Source organism: Streptomyces sp. NPDC042364 (genome assembly GCF_056437585.1).
This window is the reverse complement of record NZ_JBWKAJ010000024.1, coordinates 49,651-65,348: the sequence shown is the minus strand read 5'-3', so window position 1 is coordinate 65,348 and position 15,698 is coordinate 49,651. Positions and strand designations below refer to the sequence as shown.

At 69.8% G+C, this 15,698-nt stretch carries 23 protein-coding genes and 1 pseudogene; 16 read left to right on the top strand and 8 right to left on the bottom strand.

Features of this window, described 5'->3' with window-relative positions; all coding sequences use genetic code 11:
• Nucleotides 1-69 precede the first annotated feature (69 nt).
• Nucleotides 70-1,743, top strand: a complete 1,674-nt coding sequence (locus tag AC067N_RS33165) for a TROVE domain-containing protein (RefSeq protein WP_478682623.1) — start codon at nucleotides 70-72, stop codon at nucleotides 1,741-1,743.
• A gap of 62 nt (nucleotides 1,744-1,805) precedes the next feature.
• On the opposite strand, the gene AC067N_RS33160 is transcribed toward AC067N_RS33165, so the two are convergent.
• Nucleotides 1,806-2,477, bottom strand: coding sequence for a hypothetical protein (locus AC067N_RS33160; protein ID WP_478682622.1), 672 nt, complete (start codon nucleotides 2,475-2,477; stop codon nucleotides 1,806-1,808).
• A 208-nt stretch (nucleotides 2,478-2,685) separates the two neighbouring features.
• On the opposite strand from AC067N_RS33160, the gene AC067N_RS33155 reads away from it, so the two are divergent.
• Entirely contained in the window at nucleotides 2,686-3,138 is a 453-nt protein-coding gene (locus tag AC067N_RS33155; protein WP_478682621.1) for a lamin tail domain-containing protein, read from the top strand.
• 76 nt (nucleotides 3,139-3,214) lie between these two features.
• Here AC067N_RS33155 and AC067N_RS33150 read toward each other — a convergent pair whose 3' ends face one another.
• Nucleotides 3,215-3,403: a hypothetical protein gene (locus AC067N_RS33150; RefSeq protein WP_478682620.1), complete on the bottom strand. Its 189-nt coding sequence runs from the start codon at nucleotides 3,401-3,403 to the stop codon at nucleotides 3,215-3,217.
• 180 nt (nucleotides 3,404-3,583) lie between these two features.
• Here AC067N_RS33150 and AC067N_RS33145 point away from each other — a divergent pair, with 180 nt between their 5' ends.
• The 7 genes and pseudogenes from AC067N_RS33145 to ku all read left to right on the top strand — a co-directional run bounded on the left by AC067N_RS33145 (nucleotide 3,584) and on the right by ku (nucleotide 7,131).
• Nucleotides 3,584-3,820, top strand: a complete 237-nt coding sequence (locus AC067N_RS33145; protein WP_478682619.1) for a hypothetical protein — start codon at nucleotides 3,584-3,586, stop codon at nucleotides 3,818-3,820.
• A gap of 2 nt (nucleotides 3,821-3,822) precedes the next feature.
• Entirely contained in the window at nucleotides 3,823-4,869 is a 1,047-nt protein-coding gene (locus AC067N_RS33140) for a site-specific integrase (protein WP_478682618.1), read from the top strand.
• Between the two features lie 2 nt (nucleotides 4,870-4,871).
• Nucleotides 4,872-5,201, top strand: a pseudogene (locus AC067N_RS33135) (endonuclease domain-containing protein); the annotation flags it as partial.
• Nucleotides 5,202-5,252: 51 nt separating this feature from the next.
• Nucleotides 5,253-5,387, top strand: coding sequence for a hypothetical protein (locus AC067N_RS33130; protein WP_478682701.1), 135 nt, complete (start codon nucleotides 5,253-5,255; stop codon nucleotides 5,385-5,387).
• Nucleotides 5,388-5,400: 13 nt separating this feature from the next.
• The gene (locus AC067N_RS33125; protein ID WP_478682617.1) at nucleotides 5,401-5,730 is read left to right on the top strand and encodes a hypothetical protein; all 330 of its coding nucleotides are present in this window, start codon (nucleotides 5,401-5,403) and stop codon (nucleotides 5,728-5,730) included.
• 79 nt (nucleotides 5,731-5,809) lie between these two features.
• Nucleotides 5,810-6,226 (top strand): hypothetical protein, encoded by a 417-nt coding sequence (locus AC067N_RS33120; RefSeq protein WP_478682616.1) that lies wholly within the window; start codon nucleotides 5,810-5,812, stop codon nucleotides 6,224-6,226.
• A gap of 110 nt (nucleotides 6,227-6,336) precedes the next feature.
• Nucleotides 6,337-7,131 (top strand): non-homologous end joining protein Ku, encoded by a 795-nt coding sequence (gene ku, locus AC067N_RS33115; RefSeq protein WP_478682615.1) that lies wholly within the window; start codon nucleotides 6,337-6,339, stop codon nucleotides 7,129-7,131.
• A 170-nt stretch (nucleotides 7,132-7,301) separates the two neighbouring features.
• Here ku and AC067N_RS33110 read toward each other — a convergent pair whose 3' ends face one another.
• The gene (locus tag AC067N_RS33110; RefSeq protein ID WP_478682614.1) at nucleotides 7,302-7,643 is read right to left on the bottom strand and encodes a DUF6233 domain-containing protein; all 342 of its coding nucleotides are present in this window, start codon (nucleotides 7,641-7,643) and stop codon (nucleotides 7,302-7,304) included.
• A gap of 65 nt (nucleotides 7,644-7,708) precedes the next feature.
• Here AC067N_RS33110 and AC067N_RS33105 point away from each other — a divergent pair, with 65 nt between their 5' ends.
• Genes AC067N_RS33105 through AC067N_RS33095 form a run of 3 tightly spaced genes read left to right on the top strand, consistent with a single transcriptional unit; the run spans nucleotide 7,709 to nucleotide 8,401 of the window.
• Entirely contained in the window at nucleotides 7,709-7,951 is a 243-nt protein-coding gene (locus AC067N_RS33105; RefSeq protein ID WP_478682613.1) for a hypothetical protein, read from the top strand.
• 1 nt (nucleotide 7,952) lies between these two features.
• Entirely contained in the window at nucleotides 7,953-8,153 is a 201-nt protein-coding gene (locus AC067N_RS33100; protein WP_478682612.1) for a hypothetical protein, read from the top strand.
• Between the two features lie 38 nt (nucleotides 8,154-8,191).
• Nucleotides 8,192-8,401: a hypothetical protein gene (locus AC067N_RS33095; RefSeq protein ID WP_478682611.1), complete on the top strand. Its 210-nt coding sequence runs from the start codon at nucleotides 8,192-8,194 to the stop codon at nucleotides 8,399-8,401.
• A gap of 87 nt (nucleotides 8,402-8,488) precedes the next feature.
• Here the strand turns inward: AC067N_RS33095 and AC067N_RS33090 are convergent, their stop codons facing one another.
• Together AC067N_RS33090 and AC067N_RS33085 are read right to left on the bottom strand one after the other, a co-directional pair.
• Nucleotides 8,489-8,692 (bottom strand): hypothetical protein, encoded by a 204-nt coding sequence (locus AC067N_RS33090; RefSeq protein WP_478682610.1) that lies wholly within the window; start codon nucleotides 8,690-8,692, stop codon nucleotides 8,489-8,491.
• A 247-nt stretch (nucleotides 8,693-8,939) separates the two neighbouring features.
• The gene (locus AC067N_RS33085; protein WP_478682609.1) at nucleotides 8,940-9,158 is read right to left on the bottom strand and encodes a GntR family transcriptional regulator; all 219 of its coding nucleotides are present in this window, start codon (nucleotides 9,156-9,158) and stop codon (nucleotides 8,940-8,942) included.
• A 307-nt stretch (nucleotides 9,159-9,465) separates the two neighbouring features.
• Between AC067N_RS33085 and AC067N_RS33080 the strand changes: the two genes are divergently transcribed.
• Nucleotides 9,466-9,624 carry a hypothetical protein gene (locus tag AC067N_RS33080; protein ID WP_478682608.1) on the top strand — a complete coding sequence of 53 codons (159 nt, stop codon included), beginning with the start codon at nucleotides 9,466-9,468 and terminating at the stop codon, nucleotides 9,622-9,624.
• Between the two features lie 127 nt (nucleotides 9,625-9,751).
• On the opposite strand, the gene AC067N_RS33075 is transcribed toward AC067N_RS33080, so the two are convergent.
• On the bottom strand, nucleotides 9,752-9,955 hold the full coding sequence (locus AC067N_RS33075) for a helix-turn-helix domain-containing protein (RefSeq protein WP_478682607.1): 204 nt from the start codon (nucleotides 9,953-9,955) through the stop codon (nucleotides 9,752-9,754).
• A 920-nt stretch (nucleotides 9,956-10,875) separates the two neighbouring features.
• Here AC067N_RS33075 and AC067N_RS33070 point away from each other — a divergent pair.
• Nucleotides 10,876-12,480 (top strand): carboxylesterase/lipase family protein, encoded by a 1,605-nt coding sequence (locus AC067N_RS33070; RefSeq protein ID WP_478682606.1) that lies wholly within the window; start codon nucleotides 10,876-10,878, stop codon nucleotides 12,478-12,480.
• Between the two features lie 73 nt (nucleotides 12,481-12,553).
• Nucleotides 12,554-13,204, top strand: a complete 651-nt coding sequence (locus AC067N_RS33065; protein ID WP_478682605.1) for a DedA family protein — start codon at nucleotides 12,554-12,556, stop codon at nucleotides 13,202-13,204.
• Nucleotides 13,205-13,249: 45 nt separating this feature from the next.
• Here the strand turns inward: AC067N_RS33065 and AC067N_RS33060 are convergent, their stop codons facing one another.
• Nucleotides 13,250-13,792 carry a gamma carbonic anhydrase family protein gene (locus tag AC067N_RS33060; RefSeq protein ID WP_478682604.1) on the bottom strand — a complete coding sequence of 181 codons (543 nt, stop codon included), beginning with the start codon at nucleotides 13,790-13,792 and terminating at the stop codon, nucleotides 13,250-13,252.
• A gap of 124 nt (nucleotides 13,793-13,916) precedes the next feature.
• Here AC067N_RS33060 and AC067N_RS33055 point away from each other — a divergent pair, with 124 nt between their 5' ends.
• The gene (locus AC067N_RS33055) at nucleotides 13,917-14,663 is read left to right on the top strand and encodes an acyltransferase (RefSeq protein ID WP_478682603.1); all 747 of its coding nucleotides are present in this window, start codon (nucleotides 13,917-13,919) and stop codon (nucleotides 14,661-14,663) included.
• A gap of 113 nt (nucleotides 14,664-14,776) precedes the next feature.
• Here AC067N_RS33055 and AC067N_RS33050 read toward each other — a convergent pair whose 3' ends face one another.
• Complete coding sequence (locus AC067N_RS33050) at nucleotides 14,777-15,634, bottom strand: EamA family transporter (RefSeq protein WP_478682602.1); 858 nt, start codon at nucleotides 15,632-15,634, stop codon at nucleotides 14,777-14,779.
• Between the last annotated feature and the right edge of the window lie 64 nt (nucleotides 15,635-15,698).

Sequence of the window (15,698 nt, the reverse complement as noted above, 5' to 3'; positions counted from 1 at the left end):
GTTCCCCTAGCCGATCTGATCTCGGGCACCCCACTGCTGAACCTCCCCTCCCAAGTGAGGGGCTTTTCCATGTCGCGCTTCAACCAGCGCAGTGCCCGTCCCGCCGTCCACTCGCCCGTGACTACCACCGGGGAGACGGCCCGCACCCACGAAGGCGCCGCCGGGCACCTCCGCGACGCCAAGTCCGAGCTGTTCCTGCTCGCGGTCTCCAACTTCGTTAACCAGGACACCTTCTACGAGAAGGGCGGCCAGCGCGACGACCGCTACACCCAGCTCATCCGCCAGCTCGCCGTCGAGGACCCTGCCTGGACGGTCGGCCTCCTCGGGTGGCTCCGCGGCGAGGGCAACATGCGCACCGTCGCGCTGGTGGGCGCCGCCGAGTTCGTCAAGGCTCGCCTCGACGCCGCCGCGACCGGCGACCTTGTACCGGACACGCTCACCGCAGCGGCCAACGGCGGTGGATGGAACCGGCGGGCCATCGACGCCGTACTCCAGCGCGCCGACGAGCCGGGAGAGATGCTCGGCTACTGGACCTCGAAGTACGGCCGCCGCCTGCCGAAGCCGGTGAAGCGCGGCATCGCCGACGCCGTCCAGCGGCTGTACACCGAGCGATCCCTCCTGAAGTACGACACCGACTCCACGGGCTACCGCTTCGGCGACGTCCTCAACCTCGTCCACGCCAGCCCCGACCCGGGCAAGCCGTGGCAGGGCCACCTCTTCCAGCACGCCCTCGACCGACGTCACGGCAACGCCGACGAGATCCCCGAGCCGCTGAAGACGCTTCGCCGCCGGGCCGAAATCGCGGCGTGGCCGGTCCAGGACCGTCGCAAGATGCTCGAGAACCACGACCTCGCGCCGACCTTCGAGGCGGCTGGCATGACGTGGGAGGCGGTGGCCGGCTGGCTCCAAGGCCCTATGGACAAGGCGGCCTGGGAAGCGATCATCCCGTCCATGGGCTTGATGGCGCTCGCGAGGAACCTCAGGAACTTCGATGAGGCCGGAGTCTCCGACGAGGTGGCCGCCCAGGTCTGCGCACGGTTCGCCGACCCGGCGCAGGTGAACGCGTCCCGCATGTTCCCGTTCCGCTGGTGGGCCGCCTACAAGCACGCCCCGTCCCTGCGGTGGGCGCACGCCCTCGAGCGGGCCCTCAATCACAGCCTCGCCAACGTGCCCCGACTGAAGGGCAGCACGCTGATCCTCGTCGACCGCTCGCCGTCGATGTTCCCCGGCTACGGCTTCTCCACCCCGAACAGCTCGGACATCACCCTCGCCGAGCAGGCCGCAGTGTTCGGATCCGCGCTCGCCCTGCGCGCCGAGAAGCCGACGCTCGTCGAGTTCGGCGGGCAGTCCAAGCATCTGGAGGTCGCGAAGGGCGCCAGTGTCCTCAAGCTCATCGAGCAGTACGGGCAGATCGACGGCACCGACATCCCCAGCGCCGTCAAGAAGCACTGGTTCGCCCACGACCGCATCGTCATCGTCACCGACGAACAGACCCGACCAGGCTGGCTCCCCTCCAACATGTCGCGGCACGGCGGCATGCAGGAGACAGCCATCGACGACCTCGTGCCGAAGACCATCCCCGTCTACCTCTGGAACATGGCCGGCTACAAGGCCGGGGCCATGCCGAGCGGCAAGACGGGTAGGCACTGCTTCGGCGGACTCACCGACGCCGCCTTCCGGATGGTGCCGCTCCTTGAAGCCGGACGCGACGCAGACTGGCCGTGGCTTCAGAAAACGGCCTGACCAGATGGCAGCGCCCCTCTTCTCGCCTCACCGGCGGCGGGGGAGAGGGGCGCTTCGTTGTGTCAGAACTCCAGCTGTTTCTTCACCTCGGCCACGTTCGGGCCGCTGTCCGTGGACGGCATCTCCCAGCGGAACGCCTTCTCCTCGCCGTCGATGTAGATCAGTGTGCCGCCCTTCGCCTGCGCCGGCCTGAGGTCGAACACCTGCGACCGCCACTGATAGCCGCCTGGCTGTACGGGGTCTGAGTTGTTGTACTTGTCCATCACGACGTTCGTCGAGTTGCCGCTGTCGAAGCCGATCATCTCCCCATCCGGCGCCATCCACTTCCAGCCCCCGCCGCTGATCGGCGCCGGTTCGTCGGCGGCCACGGCCGTCATCGCCTTGTCCTTCATCGTCACCACGGCGAACACCCCGTTGGCCGCGGTCTCCCCGCCGCCCTCCTTCGTGAACACCACCGTGTCCGGCGTGATTTCCAGGACGCCTGTGCCGCCATCGCCGGTCGTCCGGACCGGCGTCCCGAGCTTCATCCCCTTCTCGACCGTCCCGGGTGTCGGCTCCTCGGTCGGCACGGCCTCCGTCGTGGGCTCCGACTCCGGCTTCGACGACGCGGCGCCGTCGCCGCATGCGGTCAGAGCGGCAAGAAGCAGGGCAGCAGTGGCTGCAGTCACGCGAACACGCATGATCCCCCCAAGGTCGAACGTGCCGACACCGTAGACCCGCAGCAGAGGAAGCACGGACGGTGTCACCGAGCCGTGACACAGAAGCACGTGCACTCGGGCCCCAGCCGCCAGACGACGATGGTGAGTGGATCACGCCGCGTTCGAGTCTTCGAACCTTTCGTCTCATATCTGCAACCCAGCGAGGTTTGCGGCCTACCGCCCGTAGTGTGATCGCTCTCGCCGGGTCCATGGGGGTCCCCGGCACGATCCGCAAGGAACACCCATGCGCCTCACCCGAACTCGCGCCTGCACCGCTGCCGTCGCCGCCGCAGCCAGCCTCGCGCTGCTGCCTACTCAGGCCGAAGCTGCCAGCGCCATCCAGGTCTACAAGATCTACTACGACAGCCCCGGCAGCGACACCGGCAGCAACACCTCGCTGAACGCCGAGTACATCCAGCTGAAGAACACCTCAAGCTCGGCGATCCAACTGCAGGGCTACACGGTCGAGGACAACGCCGGGTTCGTCTACACCTTCCCCTCCTACAAGATCAGCGCGGGGAAGACCGTCAAGGTCCACACCGGCAAGGGCACCAAGAGCGCCGGCCACCTGTACTGGGGCCGCGGCTGGTACGTGTGGAGCAACACCAGCGACAAGGCGTGGGTCTACAAGGCGAGCGGCACGTTCGCTGACTCCTGCTCGTACAACTCCTCAGCCGCCGACTACAAGATGTGCTGAACCCCAGACCCGACGACGACGCCCCCGCCCCCTCGCCGCCTCACAGCGGCTGGGGAGCGGGGGCGGCTCGCTGTCCCTACTGCCCTTCTCGGATCGCAGCGGCCACGTCGCGGAGCGCTGCCCCAACGCAGAGGAGAGCCTGGATCTGCGCGATGGCGAGGAGCCGCGCTTCCGCCTCCTTCTGCCCGGCACCGGACGCACCCCAGGATTGCTCGACGTTGTCGAGCGCCCGCGCCTGCAGTGCCTCGTAGTTCAGCTCTGGCATGTCCGCCCCTTCGTTGTGAATCAACTCCAGGAGCCTGCCCTTCCCTCGACCGACTTCAAGCGTGGGGGCAACGGTGGTAGCGCATAACGTCCTATGGCTTATGTGCTACCACTATCCTTCGAGTCCGCTCTAACCCCGGATAACCTTCCTTATCAGCGGTCAGAAACGGTACCCTGGAGCATGGTTGACGACTCCCGCGCACGACTCATCGCATACCTCTGCCGAGCCGGGCTGAGTGCCGTCCGTGCCAACGCCGCCCTCGACGACTACACCCGCAGCCTCACCGCAGCCGACGGCCGCGCAGTCGCTGCCGTCGGGAGGCTGGGGGAACTGCTCGCTGACGCCAAGGCCGAAGTCGCACTCCTCAAAGCAGAGAATGCCCGCCTTCGGCAGCAGCCCGCGACGGTGAAGGAGTAGACGTGACCGACCTCGAACCCGTCGAGGGCGAACTCGTCCGCACCGCTCCCGCAAACACCGTGCATTCGCCGCGGGATCTTGAGCTGTCGGACGACACCCGGCAGGCCATCGCAGACTCCATCCCAGAGAACACGACGCGCGCCTACAGTCGCCAATGGGAAACCTTCGAGAAGTGGTGCGCCGAGCAGGACCGGACCCCGCTGCCTGCCACCGCGCAGACTCTCGCCCAGTACGTGCGGCACCTCACCGTGACACCGTCGAAGCGCACCGGCCGCACCCTGACACCGTCCAGCATCGAGCAGGCCATCGCCGTCATCCGGGTCGCGCACCGCGCGGCCGGGCACCGCGACCGTCCAGAGACTGTCGCCGCCCTGCGCGTTCTCAAGGGCTACAAGAAGGCGCGGTCCGAAGGCGGCACACGGAAGCGCAAGGCGCCCGCCATCAACCTGGCCAAGCTCCGACTACTCATCGCCGACTGCGACCCCAAGACACTCGCCGGACTCCGCGACCGCGTCATCTTCATCCTCGGCTTCACCATGATGGCCCGCCGATCCGAACTCGCTGGCCTCCACCTGGAAGACGTCCGCGAGGATGAGGAAGGCGACCTCACCATCCTCATCCGCTCATCCAAGACCGACCAGGAAGGCGACGGCGCCGAAGTCATCGTGCCCCGCGGCGTCCACAACGAGACCGACCCCGTCCGGGTCGTCCGCGCGTACAAGGCCGCCCTCGCCGAACGAGGCATCATCACTGGCCGGCTCCTGCGCGCCATCAACCAGTGGGGCCAAATCACCCACGACACGATGTCAGGAGACGCCATCAACGAGATGGTGCAGCGGCGAGCAGCCCGTGTGCTCCCAGGCGACGACCTGACCTACACGGCGCACGGCTTCCGGGCCGGCGGCGCAGGCGAGGCGTACAAGAACAAGGCGCCGCTCTCCGCCATCCGCAACCAGGGCCGTTGGGCCGAAGGCTCTCCGCAAGTCCTGGAGTACATCCGCGTCGTCGACGCCCGCGAGGAGAATCCGATGAGGGGGATCGGCCTGTGACCATGACCGCCGCTGATGCGCTGGAGGAAGTTCGGCGGAGAGACGCCGCCGAGCTGAAATGGCTGGGGACTACGACCGAAAGGCGCCCCGACTTCGCCGCTGCCGAACTCCTCGACCGGCAAGGTATCCCGTCCTGTCACGCCTGGCGCGTCCCTGACGGTGAGGTGCCGCCCCACCTATCTGCGACGCAGGCTCTCCGGCGGTGGCAGGACGGGGCATGCGCCATGTGCAGCGCACGCCCGGAACGCCTACTCGTCGACCACTGCCACCAGAGCGGGCTCGTTCGCGGGCTGCTGTGCACCAGCTGCAACACGGCCGAGGGCCTACGAGACGCGCCTTCCTTCGCTGCCTACCGGAGCCGCCCTCCCGCCGTGCTGCTAGGCATGGAGGAGCAGTACGGCTCGGCCTGGGACGGCTTCGCGCAGACGTCGACAGACCGGGCCGAACGCAACGCTGCCCACGTTGACGCAGCCGAAGCCCTCTTCGGCGGGATCACCGCCCGCTTCCGACTCACATGAGGAGGGTTGGACTATGACCTTGGAGATCCGCGACACCGGCGACCCCGATCACCTCAAGCTGTACGACGGCGAGGATTGGATCGGCGAGATCAAGAACGTTCCACTCGACGAAGAGGGCATCGCGCTCGGCGAGCCGCCCGACTGGAACGTCGAGCTGTGGAGCGCGATGGGAACCGGCAAGACCTGGCGGGCGGACGGCGAGTCGCTCAACGAGGTGAAGCAATACGCGCAGGAGATGTACGAGGACTTCGCCGCTGAGCGCCGCGAACTGAGCAAGGGGTCTCGCATCTGGACGACGGGCAGTGTCCCCATGGGCGGGAAACCAGGGTGGCGCCGACGGTAGCCGCCCCATGCCACACTGTTCGCGCGCTCGCCTCGCATCCCCCGTCGAGGCGGGCTTCTGGGACGGGGTGGAGGGCTTCGTGGCGGATGAGCTGCTGCAACTGGTGAAGGCGCGCCGCGGGGAGCTGGGGCTGTCGTACCACGCTCTGGCCGCTGCGTCTGTGGACGCCGACTCGGAAACGACCGTATCAGCTGGGTGGCTCCATCGGCTGGAGACCGGCGCGCCGGTCGTTGCGCCGAGCGTCGAGGTTCTGGGCGCCCTGTCGGCTGGATTGCGGCTGGAGCTGGTACGCCTGCAAGAGGCGGCCGCTGCGCAGTTCTTCGGGCTGCGCCTGCCGTGGGATGCATCTGGCGAGGCAGCTGAGCTACTGGTCCTGGTCGCCGACTTGCCAGATTCGCAGCGGTGGGCACTTCTGGACCTGATCAGGGTCATGGCGAAGAGTCGACAAGACCCCGCGGAACCCGTACAGGAAGTCGCCGACAGCCGGTGCGACTAACCGTGGTACTCGACGGCAGTGCGCAACATGCGGTTCCCATGCTCCGCGTGCCCGCCCCGGGGGCCGAGTCGTAGGCTGGTGCTGCTCGGGGCTGCATGCGGAGGTCTGCCATGCCCCACGCCATCTGGAGCGGAGCCATCAGTTTCGGGCTCGTCACGATCCCGATCAAGGTCACGTCCGCAACCGAGGACCATAGCGTCAGCTTCCGCCAGTACCACGTCGAGGACATGGGCCGGATCCGCTACCGCAAGATCTGCGAGCTCGACGGGCAGACCCTCAGCGAGGGGGAGATCGGGAAGGCTTACGAGTGGTCCAAGGACCAGCTCATCCCCGTCTCGGACGAGGAACTCGCCGAGATGCCGCTGCCCACGGCGAAGGCCATCGAGATCGTCGCGTTCGTGCCTTACGAGTCCATCGACCCGATCCGGATCGGGCCCGGCTACTACCTGGAGGCCGACGGGCCGGTCGCCGGGAAACCGTATGTGCTGCTCCGGAAGGCTCTCGAGCGGAGCTGTAAGGCGGCTGTCGCGAAGTTCGCGCTCCGCGGCCGGGAACGCCTCGGCCTCCTGCGGATCCGCGACGACGCGATCGTCCTGCACTCCATGCACTGGGATGACGAGATCCGCGACCCGGCCGCCCTCGCCCCACCGCCCGTAGAGCTCGACAAGGACGAGCTGGAGTGGGCTCAGAAGCTCATCGACCGCATGACCCTCGACAGCCTGGAGGGCGACGACTTCGTCGACCGGTACACCGAGGCCCTGGAGCAGGTCATCGACGCCAAGCGTGAAGGGCGTGACCTGCCCGAGGTGCCGGAGCCGGCCGCCGGGGCGGGGCAGGTGGTGGATCTGATGGCCGCACTGGAGGAGTCGGTGGCGAAGGCCCGGACAGCGAGGGGCGGCGTCTGAAGAATCCACCGGCCGATATCTATCGCCGTGGCTGGATTGTGGTGCATGGTGTGGGTGCGGGATCGGAGCCAACCCCCGGGTGATGGTCCCCTTGTTGGGCCCTGCCGTGCATACGGCGGGGCCCGCCGCACCTCCCGGTTTCCTCCCCACGGGAGGCTTTGCGGCTGCCGTCAGCCGTCGAGGTAGCCGAGCTCCGAGTCCGGCCGGCAGTGCGTGCAGGCGGGTACTCCTTCGGCGAGCCAGCGGAGCGCGTCGCTGCGGCCGATGCCACGCGACCGCTTGCCTGCCATATGGCAGTGGCCTTCGTGGACGTAGACCGGTGGTGCGTCCCGGTTGAGCCCCGGCTCCAGTAGCCATGCTGGCGCGGGAGGCCGGCGCTCCTCGCCGCGACGCCGCTCGGCCTCGCGCCGCTCCTCGTCCGCGATCCACCGCCTGGTGCGGTCGAGGTCCCGCTGCTGGACACGCTCGAGGAAACGCAGCAGGTCGAGGCGGGATGACGGGCGGTCGTTCACGTGTTCGATTCTAGGGTCTAGGGTGACAGACGGCAGCAGCAGGGGCGACGGAAGGAGGGCAGGCCGTGATCGACGACACGCATTGGCTCGCGCCCCTCGGCGTCGACCCGGGCATGCTGGAGCCAGCGCCCGACGGCCCGCTGCGTCACTCCGGCTACCAGGCCCGCATCAACCCCGGCCCCGCCCGACGCGCCTGCTCGGCCTGCGGGGCGCCTGCGGTAGCCACCCGGCGAGTCGACGTGCGCGGGCTCCGCTGGCTGGACTCCTGCCGCACCTGCATGATCAAAGGCATGCGAGCGGAGACATAGCGTGGACACGGAAGGCCGCTACCACCTCACCCTCACCTCCGGCGGGCGCCGCGTGATGCAAGGCTGGTGGGGGAGCGAGGCCACCGCGCGGGGCAAGTTCACGCGCCGGATCGGCGGGCACGGCAACGCGGACGGCGCCCGCATCACCCTCACAGACACCGCGACGGACACCGTGTTGACGAGCTGGCCCGACCAGCCGTAACGGTCTGCCATCCTGGGCTGGAGCAGAGGGAGACGTCCATGTCGTACCGCCCGTACCCGAACGCCGAGCGCGCGCTCGCCCAGGTGGCCCGCGGCCGGCGCGCTGACGGCGAGACGCCGCCCGCACTGCGCTCGGCCGTCGCCAGCCTGGCCCAGTTCCGCGAGAACGCCCGGCGCGCCGTGGAGGCGTGGCCGGTCGGCGAGTACCAGCTGTCGACGCGCCCCCGCATTGTCAGTGGCCGCTCGTAGCATGAAGGGAACACATCAGCGCATGCTGGCTGCGTGAGCTGAACCCCCGCCCCGGCGTGATGCACCGGGGCGGACGGCTGTCCGGGGTCAGGCCTCGGCCAGCGTGTGCCTGACGGCCCGCTTCAGCGCCATCTCCGCGGTGTGCCGGTCCAGGCCCGCCTCCGCAGCCCACTCGGTGACCCGGTCCTGCACGGCGCTCGCCTGCCCAGGCGTGAGCGTACCGGCCTGGATCGCCGCCCAGGCGGAACGTTCCAGCTCGATCAGATCGTCGGGGAAATCAATGTCAGCCACGGCGGGATACTACGCGGCCCGGTCACGCCGCCTTCACGACCTCCACGCGCCGCCGCTCAGCAGCCGTCGCCACAGTCCACTCCGCGACGAGCAGCGCATACCGATCCCGCGCCTCCCCATACAGCCAGCCCCCGCACGCCCGGACGAGGGCGCGGATCTCCGCATTCACGACCGCGGAAGGCCGCAGAAGACCCTGCGGCGGCGGGGAGGGAGGCATACGGCAAAGCCTACGGCCCGGCTCTGACAATCAGCCTTCGCCGGGAGGCTGCGGCGGCTCGGTGATGAACGTTCCCTTGTTCGGCACGGTGATTGCCAGCCCGCGGTCCCGCAGCTCCCGGGCGACGCGACTCGCCGTGCCCTTCGCGATCCCGTACTGGGCCGCAAGGTCCTGCTCCCCGGGCAGGCGCGCACCCACCGGTAGGCGCCCGGACCGCACATCAGCCTCGATCGCGTCGGCGACCTGCACATATACGTACACCGGCGAACTCGGATCCACTACTGATCCGTGATCATCACCCATGCCGTCAACCTAGGACTGCCTGGTCCCACCTGCGCGGATAGGAGGCCCCCGGGTGCACCATGTGGCCCCATGTGGTGGCATAGGGCGGTAACGTCTGACCAGGACACAAACGCCCCCCGGACGCGGCCCAGCATCCGGGAGGCAGCCGACGATCGGAGCGTCGACGATGACCGAGCCTACGGACCCCGCGGCCCCACCAGAAGCCGGTAGCCGGCCGAACCCGTTACCCGCGCCGGCCGCCCGCCCCACGGCCATGCAGCAGGCCCACACCGCCTACAGCCGCCACGCCACCACGTGCCCCCGATGCCGCGACGTCGACCGCGACCGGTGCCAAGACGGCCAGCAGTTGTGGCGGGCATGGAACGCCGCGTGCGACGAGGCATACCAGCAGCTCGCCGAGCGCACGGCGTGACCGTTGGCCAAGGGTTCGCGGGGTGTCGATGGCCTGCAAAGAATGTGTGGGGCCAGCACAGATATATGCGGAGTATGGATTCCCTTACTCCGGGTAGGCGGTGTTGACTCGGGTCAACAGGCAGCGCTTACTGCAGGAGGTCAGTCACGTGCACCCGCAAGGCGTGAGCGATGAGCAGCAGGTCGGAGTACTGCGGATCTCGCCGCGCGTTCTCGTAGCGCTGAATGCTCCGCCGCTCCATTCCCGCGAGATGGGCCAGCTGCTCTTGTGAGAGCCCCGCCTGTCGCCGTAAGTCGGCGATGCGGTGGCCGAGGTCGAGACGTCGTTGCATGACCCAGTCGGGTCGAGGATTGCGGCGGGCTGGCACCCGCCAAACGCTTCGGCGTCTGTGATCTTGTGTCAGTACCCAAGTGGTCGCCAATGCGGGTCGGAGCCCTGCGACGGTCTGGCATATGCCGCAGGGCTCTGTGTAGTGTCCAAAAATCGAACAAGCGTTCACCTGATCGTGTGAATCGCAGCCCATTCAGTGCGTCCTCGCAGGAAGCGCGGGCATCAGAGCCACACCCCCCACGGCCCACTACCACCCCCAACTCAACGGGAGACCAGATGGACCGCCAGCAGATCCTCAGCCTGTACGAGTGGCGGCTCGGCGTCTGCTTCAGACACCCCTGCAAGGGGCAAGTGCGGACGGCTGTGGTCGGGTCCATCCATCCCCGCGGCGACAGTGAGCGTGAGGTGCGCGGGTGCGAGGAGTGTGTCATCGCGATGGAGGACATAAGGCGTGAGCAGGCCGGCCGATCCGGGGACGAGTATCAGCCGGGGCCGGCCGCGCGGGGGGCGGAGTAGCCTTCCCTTGCGGGGGTTTACGCAGGTGGATCCGTTCGCCGAGCCGTCTCGCTCAGGGAGAAATCAGGGAGCGAGGGGGCGGTCAGGGTGCACGGGATGCCTCCGCTCGTCTCAGTTGGCCTCCTCTCGCCTCAGCGCATCTCTGCAGTTCACGGCCGCACTGGGAGCCTCGGCAGCAGATCTCGCAGGTCCAGCAAGGATGGCATCTAGATGACCGTGGTCTGGACCCTGCGCCCCAACGGCTGACCCCGGACCAACCCGTCACCCTCGCCGTCCGCCGCCCCGGCCGACCGGCGAGGGCTTTCCCGCGCACTGCATTGACACGAGTCACCCGCGGCCCTAGGTTCCCCGCCGACACGCGCACACGTGGTCCACCCACGACGCCTGCACGAAGGAGTGAGGCTCATGTCAGACACCGTGTCCCGGAGTTCCCGCTTATGGCGGCCGGCGGTGGCAGCGGCCGCCCTCGCCGCCACCCTCCTGACCACGGCCCCGGCCCAGGCCGCCGGGCCCGGACAGACGCCCGTCGTCCGCACCGACGCCGGCTGGGTGCGCGGCGAGGCCACCGCCGAGGGGCGTCAGTTCCTCGGCATCCCCTACGCCCAGCCGCCCGTCGGAGACCTCCGCTGGACCGAGCCCCGTCCGGTGCGCCCCTGGCAAGGCGTGCTCGACGCCGACGCGTTCGGCAACAGATGTGTCCAGACGTCCAGTTGGGACCCCGGCTACGAACAGCCCAGCCACACCGAGGACTGCCTGGACCTCAACGTGTACGCGCCGCACGGCACCACCCGCCGCCCGGTGATGGTCTGGCTGCACGGCGGCGGCCTCACCGCCGGCGCCGGCGAGGACGTCGTACCGGACGCCTTCGCCCGGCGCACCGGCACGGTCGTCGTGACCGTCAACTACCGCCTCGGCGCCATGGGCTTCCTCGCCACCGACGACCTCGACGGCGAGGTGCGCGACGGCGTCTCGGGCAACTTCGGCATGCTCGACCAGCAGGCCGCGCTCCGCTGGGTGCGGGCCAACATCGGCCGCTTCGGCGGCGATCCGGCCCGCGTCACCATCGCGGGCGAGTCCGCGGGCGGCCGCTCCGTCTGCACCCAGCTGGCCTCCCCGGCCGCCCGGGGCCTGTTCCGCGCCGGGATCGTGCAGAGCGGCGCGTACGGCGACTGCTCGGCCCGTACGCACGAGTCGGCGGTGGCCCAGGGCAGGACCTTCATGACGAGACTCGGCTGCGCCGATGTGGCCTGTCTGCGCGGTAAGCCCGCGGCCGAGGTCCTCGCCGCCCAGGCGGGACTGAACTGGGGGCCGGTGGCCGGCGGCGGCTTCCTGCCCGTCCAGCCCTTCGAGGCGTTCGAGAACGGGGCGGCCGCCCGGGTGCCCGTCCTCAACGGCGCCAACCAGGACGAGGGCCGGCTGTTCGCTTTCGCCCGCTTCGACGCGGCCGGCACCCCGCTCACCGCGGAGCAGTACCCGACCGTCATGCGGACCGCCTTCGGCGACGGCGTCCTGGCACGCTACCCGCTCACGGACCACCCCTCGCCGACCATCGCGTACGGCACCGCCCAGGGCGACCAGGGCTTCGCCTGCCCCGCGCTGCGGCTGAACAAGGCCCTCGCCGGGCGCGGACCGGTGTACGCGTACGAGTTCGCCGACCGCACCTCCCCGCCCTTCGCCTCACTGCGCGATCTGGGCACCGGCTTCGACTTCGGCGCGACCCACGTCAACGAGGTGCAGTACCTCTTCCGGCACTTCGGTCTGCGGAGCCCGCTGGACGCCGGACAACGGGCACTGGCACGGCAGATGACCGACTACTGGGGCTCCTTCATCCGTGACGGGGTGCCCACGGCCGCGGGCCAGCCCGCCGTCCCGCCGGGAGGGGACCGGGTGCTGACGCTCAGGGCCGCCGCGGAGGGCGGGAACGGGCTGAGCACGACCGTGCACCGTGAGCACGCCTGCGATCTGTGGGACAACCTGCGGGGCTCCGCCGCCGTCAGAGTAAGCGGGTAGGCTGCCCCGGCGTGCGCTCCACCGTGGGCGCACGCCGGGGGCCGGAGAACCGGACGCATGGGAGGAAGCGGCTTTGCACGTCCAGGAATGGCTCGAAACGGTGCCACCGCTCAGCATCTATCTGCTGGTGGGGCTGGTCATCGGTCTGGAGAGCCTGGGCATCCCGCTGCCGGGCGAGATCATCCTGGTCTCCTCCGCGCTGCTCGCCTCCCAGCACGGCGAGATCAACCCGTTCATCCTCGGCGCCTGCGCCACGGCCGGCGCGATCATCGGCGACTCGATCGGCTACGCCATCGGCCGCAAGGGCGGACGTCCGCTGCTGGCCAAGCTCGGCCGGAGATTTCCCAGGCACTTCAGCGAGAGCAACATCGCGGTCGCCGAGCGGTCCTTCGACCGCTGGGGCATGTGGGCGGTCTTCTTCGGCCGCTTCATCGCCCTGCTGCGGATCTTCGCCGGTCCCCTCGCCGGTGTCCTGCAGATGCCGTACTGGCGCTTCCTCACCGCCAACGTCCTCGGCGGCATCCTCTGGGCCGGTGGCACCACCGCCGTCATCTACTACGTCGGCGTGGTGGCCGAGGCATGGCTCAAGCGCTTCTCGTGGCTGGGCCTGGTGCTGGCCGTGGTGATCGGCGCGACCTCCATGCTGGTGATCAAGCGCAAGGCGAAGAAGGCGGCGGAGAAGGCCGGGGCCGGCGAGCCCGAACTGGTCCCGGCCGGGGACTGAGCCCGTCCCCGGGGCGTCCGCGGGCCGCGCGGGGCCGTGGGCGGCTCACGCGCCGTACTCCTCCTGCGCCGCCCGGTGGGCCTTCGCCAGCTCGGTGTAATGCGTCCCGTTCAGCGTGACCCCCTCGCGCTCCTCGTCGGTGAGGGGGCGCTTGACCTTCGCCGGGACGCCCGCGACCAGTGAACCGGGCGGCACCCGCATCCCCTGCGGCACCAGCGCCTGCGCCGCGACGAGGGAACCCGCTCCGATCACCGCGCCGTTCAGCACCGTGGCGCCCATCCCGATCAGGCAGTCGTCCTCGATGGTCGCCCCGTGCACGACGGCGTTGTGCCCGATCGAGACGCGCTCGCCGATGGAGACCGGGAAGCCGGGGTCGACATGGAGCGTGCAGTTGTCCTGCACATTGCTGCCCGCTCCCACCACGATCGGCTCGAACTCGGCCCGCAGCACCGCGCCGTACCAGACGCTGGACCCGGCGCGCAGCGTCACGTCGCCGATCACCGCCGAGGAGGGGGAGACGAACGCGGCATCCTCCACGTCCGGCTTCCTGCCGTCGAACGTCGTGATCAGGGCCCGCTGCCGATTCATTGCCGCCTCCTGGTGATGGATCAGTCTCCCTCCGCACCGTATGCCATGGACACGGCGTCGCGTGGGGTGAAGATCACAGTCGAACGGCGCGGTCCGGGTGCCGACCGGTGAGTACGGTGAGCGGGTGCCCAGGAGTAAGAACACGTTCTCGTCATGGCGGCGTCGCGCGGTGCAGCGCGCCGTCCACGCGGGCTGGCAGTGGGTGCAGCGCACCGGGGCGGTGACGGCCGAGCGTCCCGGCCGCTTCCGGTTCGGCGCGATGGGAACCGGTACCAGACTGGCCTTCCCGCTCGGCACGGTCTTCGGTGAGCCGTGGATCCATCTCGGCTCCCACTGCATCATCGGCGAGCAGGTCACGCTGACCGCCGGGCTGATGCCCGACCTCGACCTCGGCGCGGAGCCGATCCTGCGCATCGGCGACGGTGTCGTCCTCGGCCGGGGCAGCCATGTCATCGCCGACACCAGTGTGACCATCGGCAGCGACTGCTACTTCGGGCCGTATGTGTACGTGACCTCCACGAACCACTCCTACGACGACCCCCACGAGCCGATCGGCAGGCAGTGGCCCCGGATGGACCCGGTGTCGATCGGGCCCGGCTGCTGGATCGGCACCGGGGCGGTGATCCTGCCGGGGGCGCGGATAGGGCGGAACGTGGTGGTGGCGGCCGGGGCGGTCGTCCGGGGTGAGGTGCCCGACCGCTCGGTGGTGGCCGGGGCGCCCGCGAAGGTCGTACGGCGGTGGGACCCGGTGGAGGGGTGGCAGCCGCCGATCCGGACGCCCGCGCCCGTGCCGATTCCTGACGGGGTCACGCCGGAGCAGCTGCTGGCGCTCGCCGAGTGGGAGGCGGAGGGGGCCGGGGAGTCCGCCTGAGAGCCAGGGTTCCCGGTGTGGCCGGGCGGCCGCGGGGTCGCTGTGGCCGGTCGCGCGGCCCCGCGCCCCCTGGAGCGGCGGTGGCGTTCCCCTGGGGTGGATGTGGTGGCCGCTCAGCCCGTTGCCAGCAGGAGGGTGCCTGCCAGGGCCAGGCCCGCGCCGGCCGCCTGGATCACGCGGAGGCGTTCGCCGAGCAGGGTGCGGGCGGCCAGGGCGGTGACCACCGGGTAGAGCGAGGCGAGGACGGCGGCGATGGTGACCGGGCCGTGCTGGGCGGCCACGGAGTAGGTGCCGTTGGCGGCCACGTCCGCGAGGCCGACGAAGGCGAAGGCCGGGAGCGAGCCGTAGGGGAAGCCCTCCGGTGGGAGGGCCGGCGTGCCGCGCCTCACCGAGACGCAGAGGGCGGCGCCGCCCACGACGGCGTTCGTGACCCGCTGGACGAACAGGGCCAGGAACAGACCGGTGAGCGTCGTCGACGCCTCCGCGATCAGGGCCATCACCGCGCCGAAACCGAAGGCGGCGACGAGGGTGAGGAGGATGGCCTGCCGCTGGACGGGTGCACCGCGGAACTGCGGGCCGCCCGCCAGGACGACCCCGACGACGGCCACCAGGATGCCGGCGATCTGCGGGAGTGCGGGGCGTTCGCCGAGGAAGAGCCCGACGCCCACCGGGACGGCCACGCTCAGCGAGCCGAGCGGGGAGACGACGCCCATGGGGCCGAGGGCGAGCGCCTTGTAGAAGGCGAGCATCGCGACCGGGCCCACCGCACCCGCGGCCACGGCGAACCACAGCCGGGGCCCGGCCTCGCTCCAGGCGCCGGTCGCGAACACGATCGCGCCGAGCACCGCGGCGGCGATCGTCTGGGAGACGACGACCACCGTGAGCGCCGGGACACGTCGGCTCAGCAGCCCGCCGCCGAAGTCGGCCAGGCCCCACAACAGGCTGGTGGCCAGGGCGAAGAGTGCGGTCATCGGGCGGCCTCGCAGTACAGTTCGGTGAACGAAGGGTGCACTCCACCGTAGTTCATTCAATTGA

Coding starts and splice junctions, on each gene's coding strand:
- AC067N_RS33165 (WP_478682623.1), top strand. CDS start 70: ATGTCGCGCTTCAACCAGCGCAGTGCCCGTCCCGCCGTCCACTCGCCC.
- AC067N_RS33155 (WP_478682621.1), top strand. CDS start 2,686: ATGCGCCTCACCCGAACTCGCGCCTGCACCGCTGCCGTCGCCGCCGCA.
- AC067N_RS33150 (WP_478682620.1), bottom strand. CDS start 3,403: ATGCCAGAGCTGAACTACGAGGCACTGCAGGCGCGGGCGCTCGACAAC.
- AC067N_RS33145 (WP_478682619.1), top strand. CDS start 3,584: ATGGTTGACGACTCCCGCGCACGACTCATCGCATACCTCTGCCGAGCC.
- AC067N_RS33130 (WP_478682701.1), top strand. CDS start 5,253: ATGGAGGAGCAGTACGGCTCGGCCTGGGACGGCTTCGCGCAGACGTCG.
- AC067N_RS33125 (WP_478682617.1), top strand. CDS start 5,401: ATGACCTTGGAGATCCGCGACACCGGCGACCCCGATCACCTCAAGCTG.
- ku (WP_478682615.1), top strand. CDS start 6,337: ATGCCCCACGCCATCTGGAGCGGAGCCATCAGTTTCGGGCTCGTCACG.
- AC067N_RS33095 (WP_478682611.1), top strand. CDS start 8,192: ATGTCGTACCGCCCGTACCCGAACGCCGAGCGCGCGCTCGCCCAGGTG.
- AC067N_RS33080 (WP_478682608.1), top strand. CDS start 9,466: ATGCAGCAGGCCCACACCGCCTACAGCCGCCACGCCACCACGTGCCCC.
- AC067N_RS33075 (WP_478682607.1), bottom strand. CDS start 9,955: ATGCAACGACGTCTCGACCTCGGCCACCGCATCGCCGACTTACGGCGA.
- AC067N_RS33070 (WP_478682606.1), top strand. CDS start 10,876: ATGTCAGACACCGTGTCCCGGAGTTCCCGCTTATGGCGGCCGGCGGTG.
- AC067N_RS33060 (WP_478682604.1), bottom strand. CDS start 13,792: ATGAATCGGCAGCGGGCCCTGATCACGACGTTCGACGGCAGGAAGCCG.
- AC067N_RS33050 (WP_478682602.1), bottom strand. CDS start 15,634: ATGACCGCACTCTTCGCCCTGGCCACCAGCCTGTTGTGGGGCCTGGCC.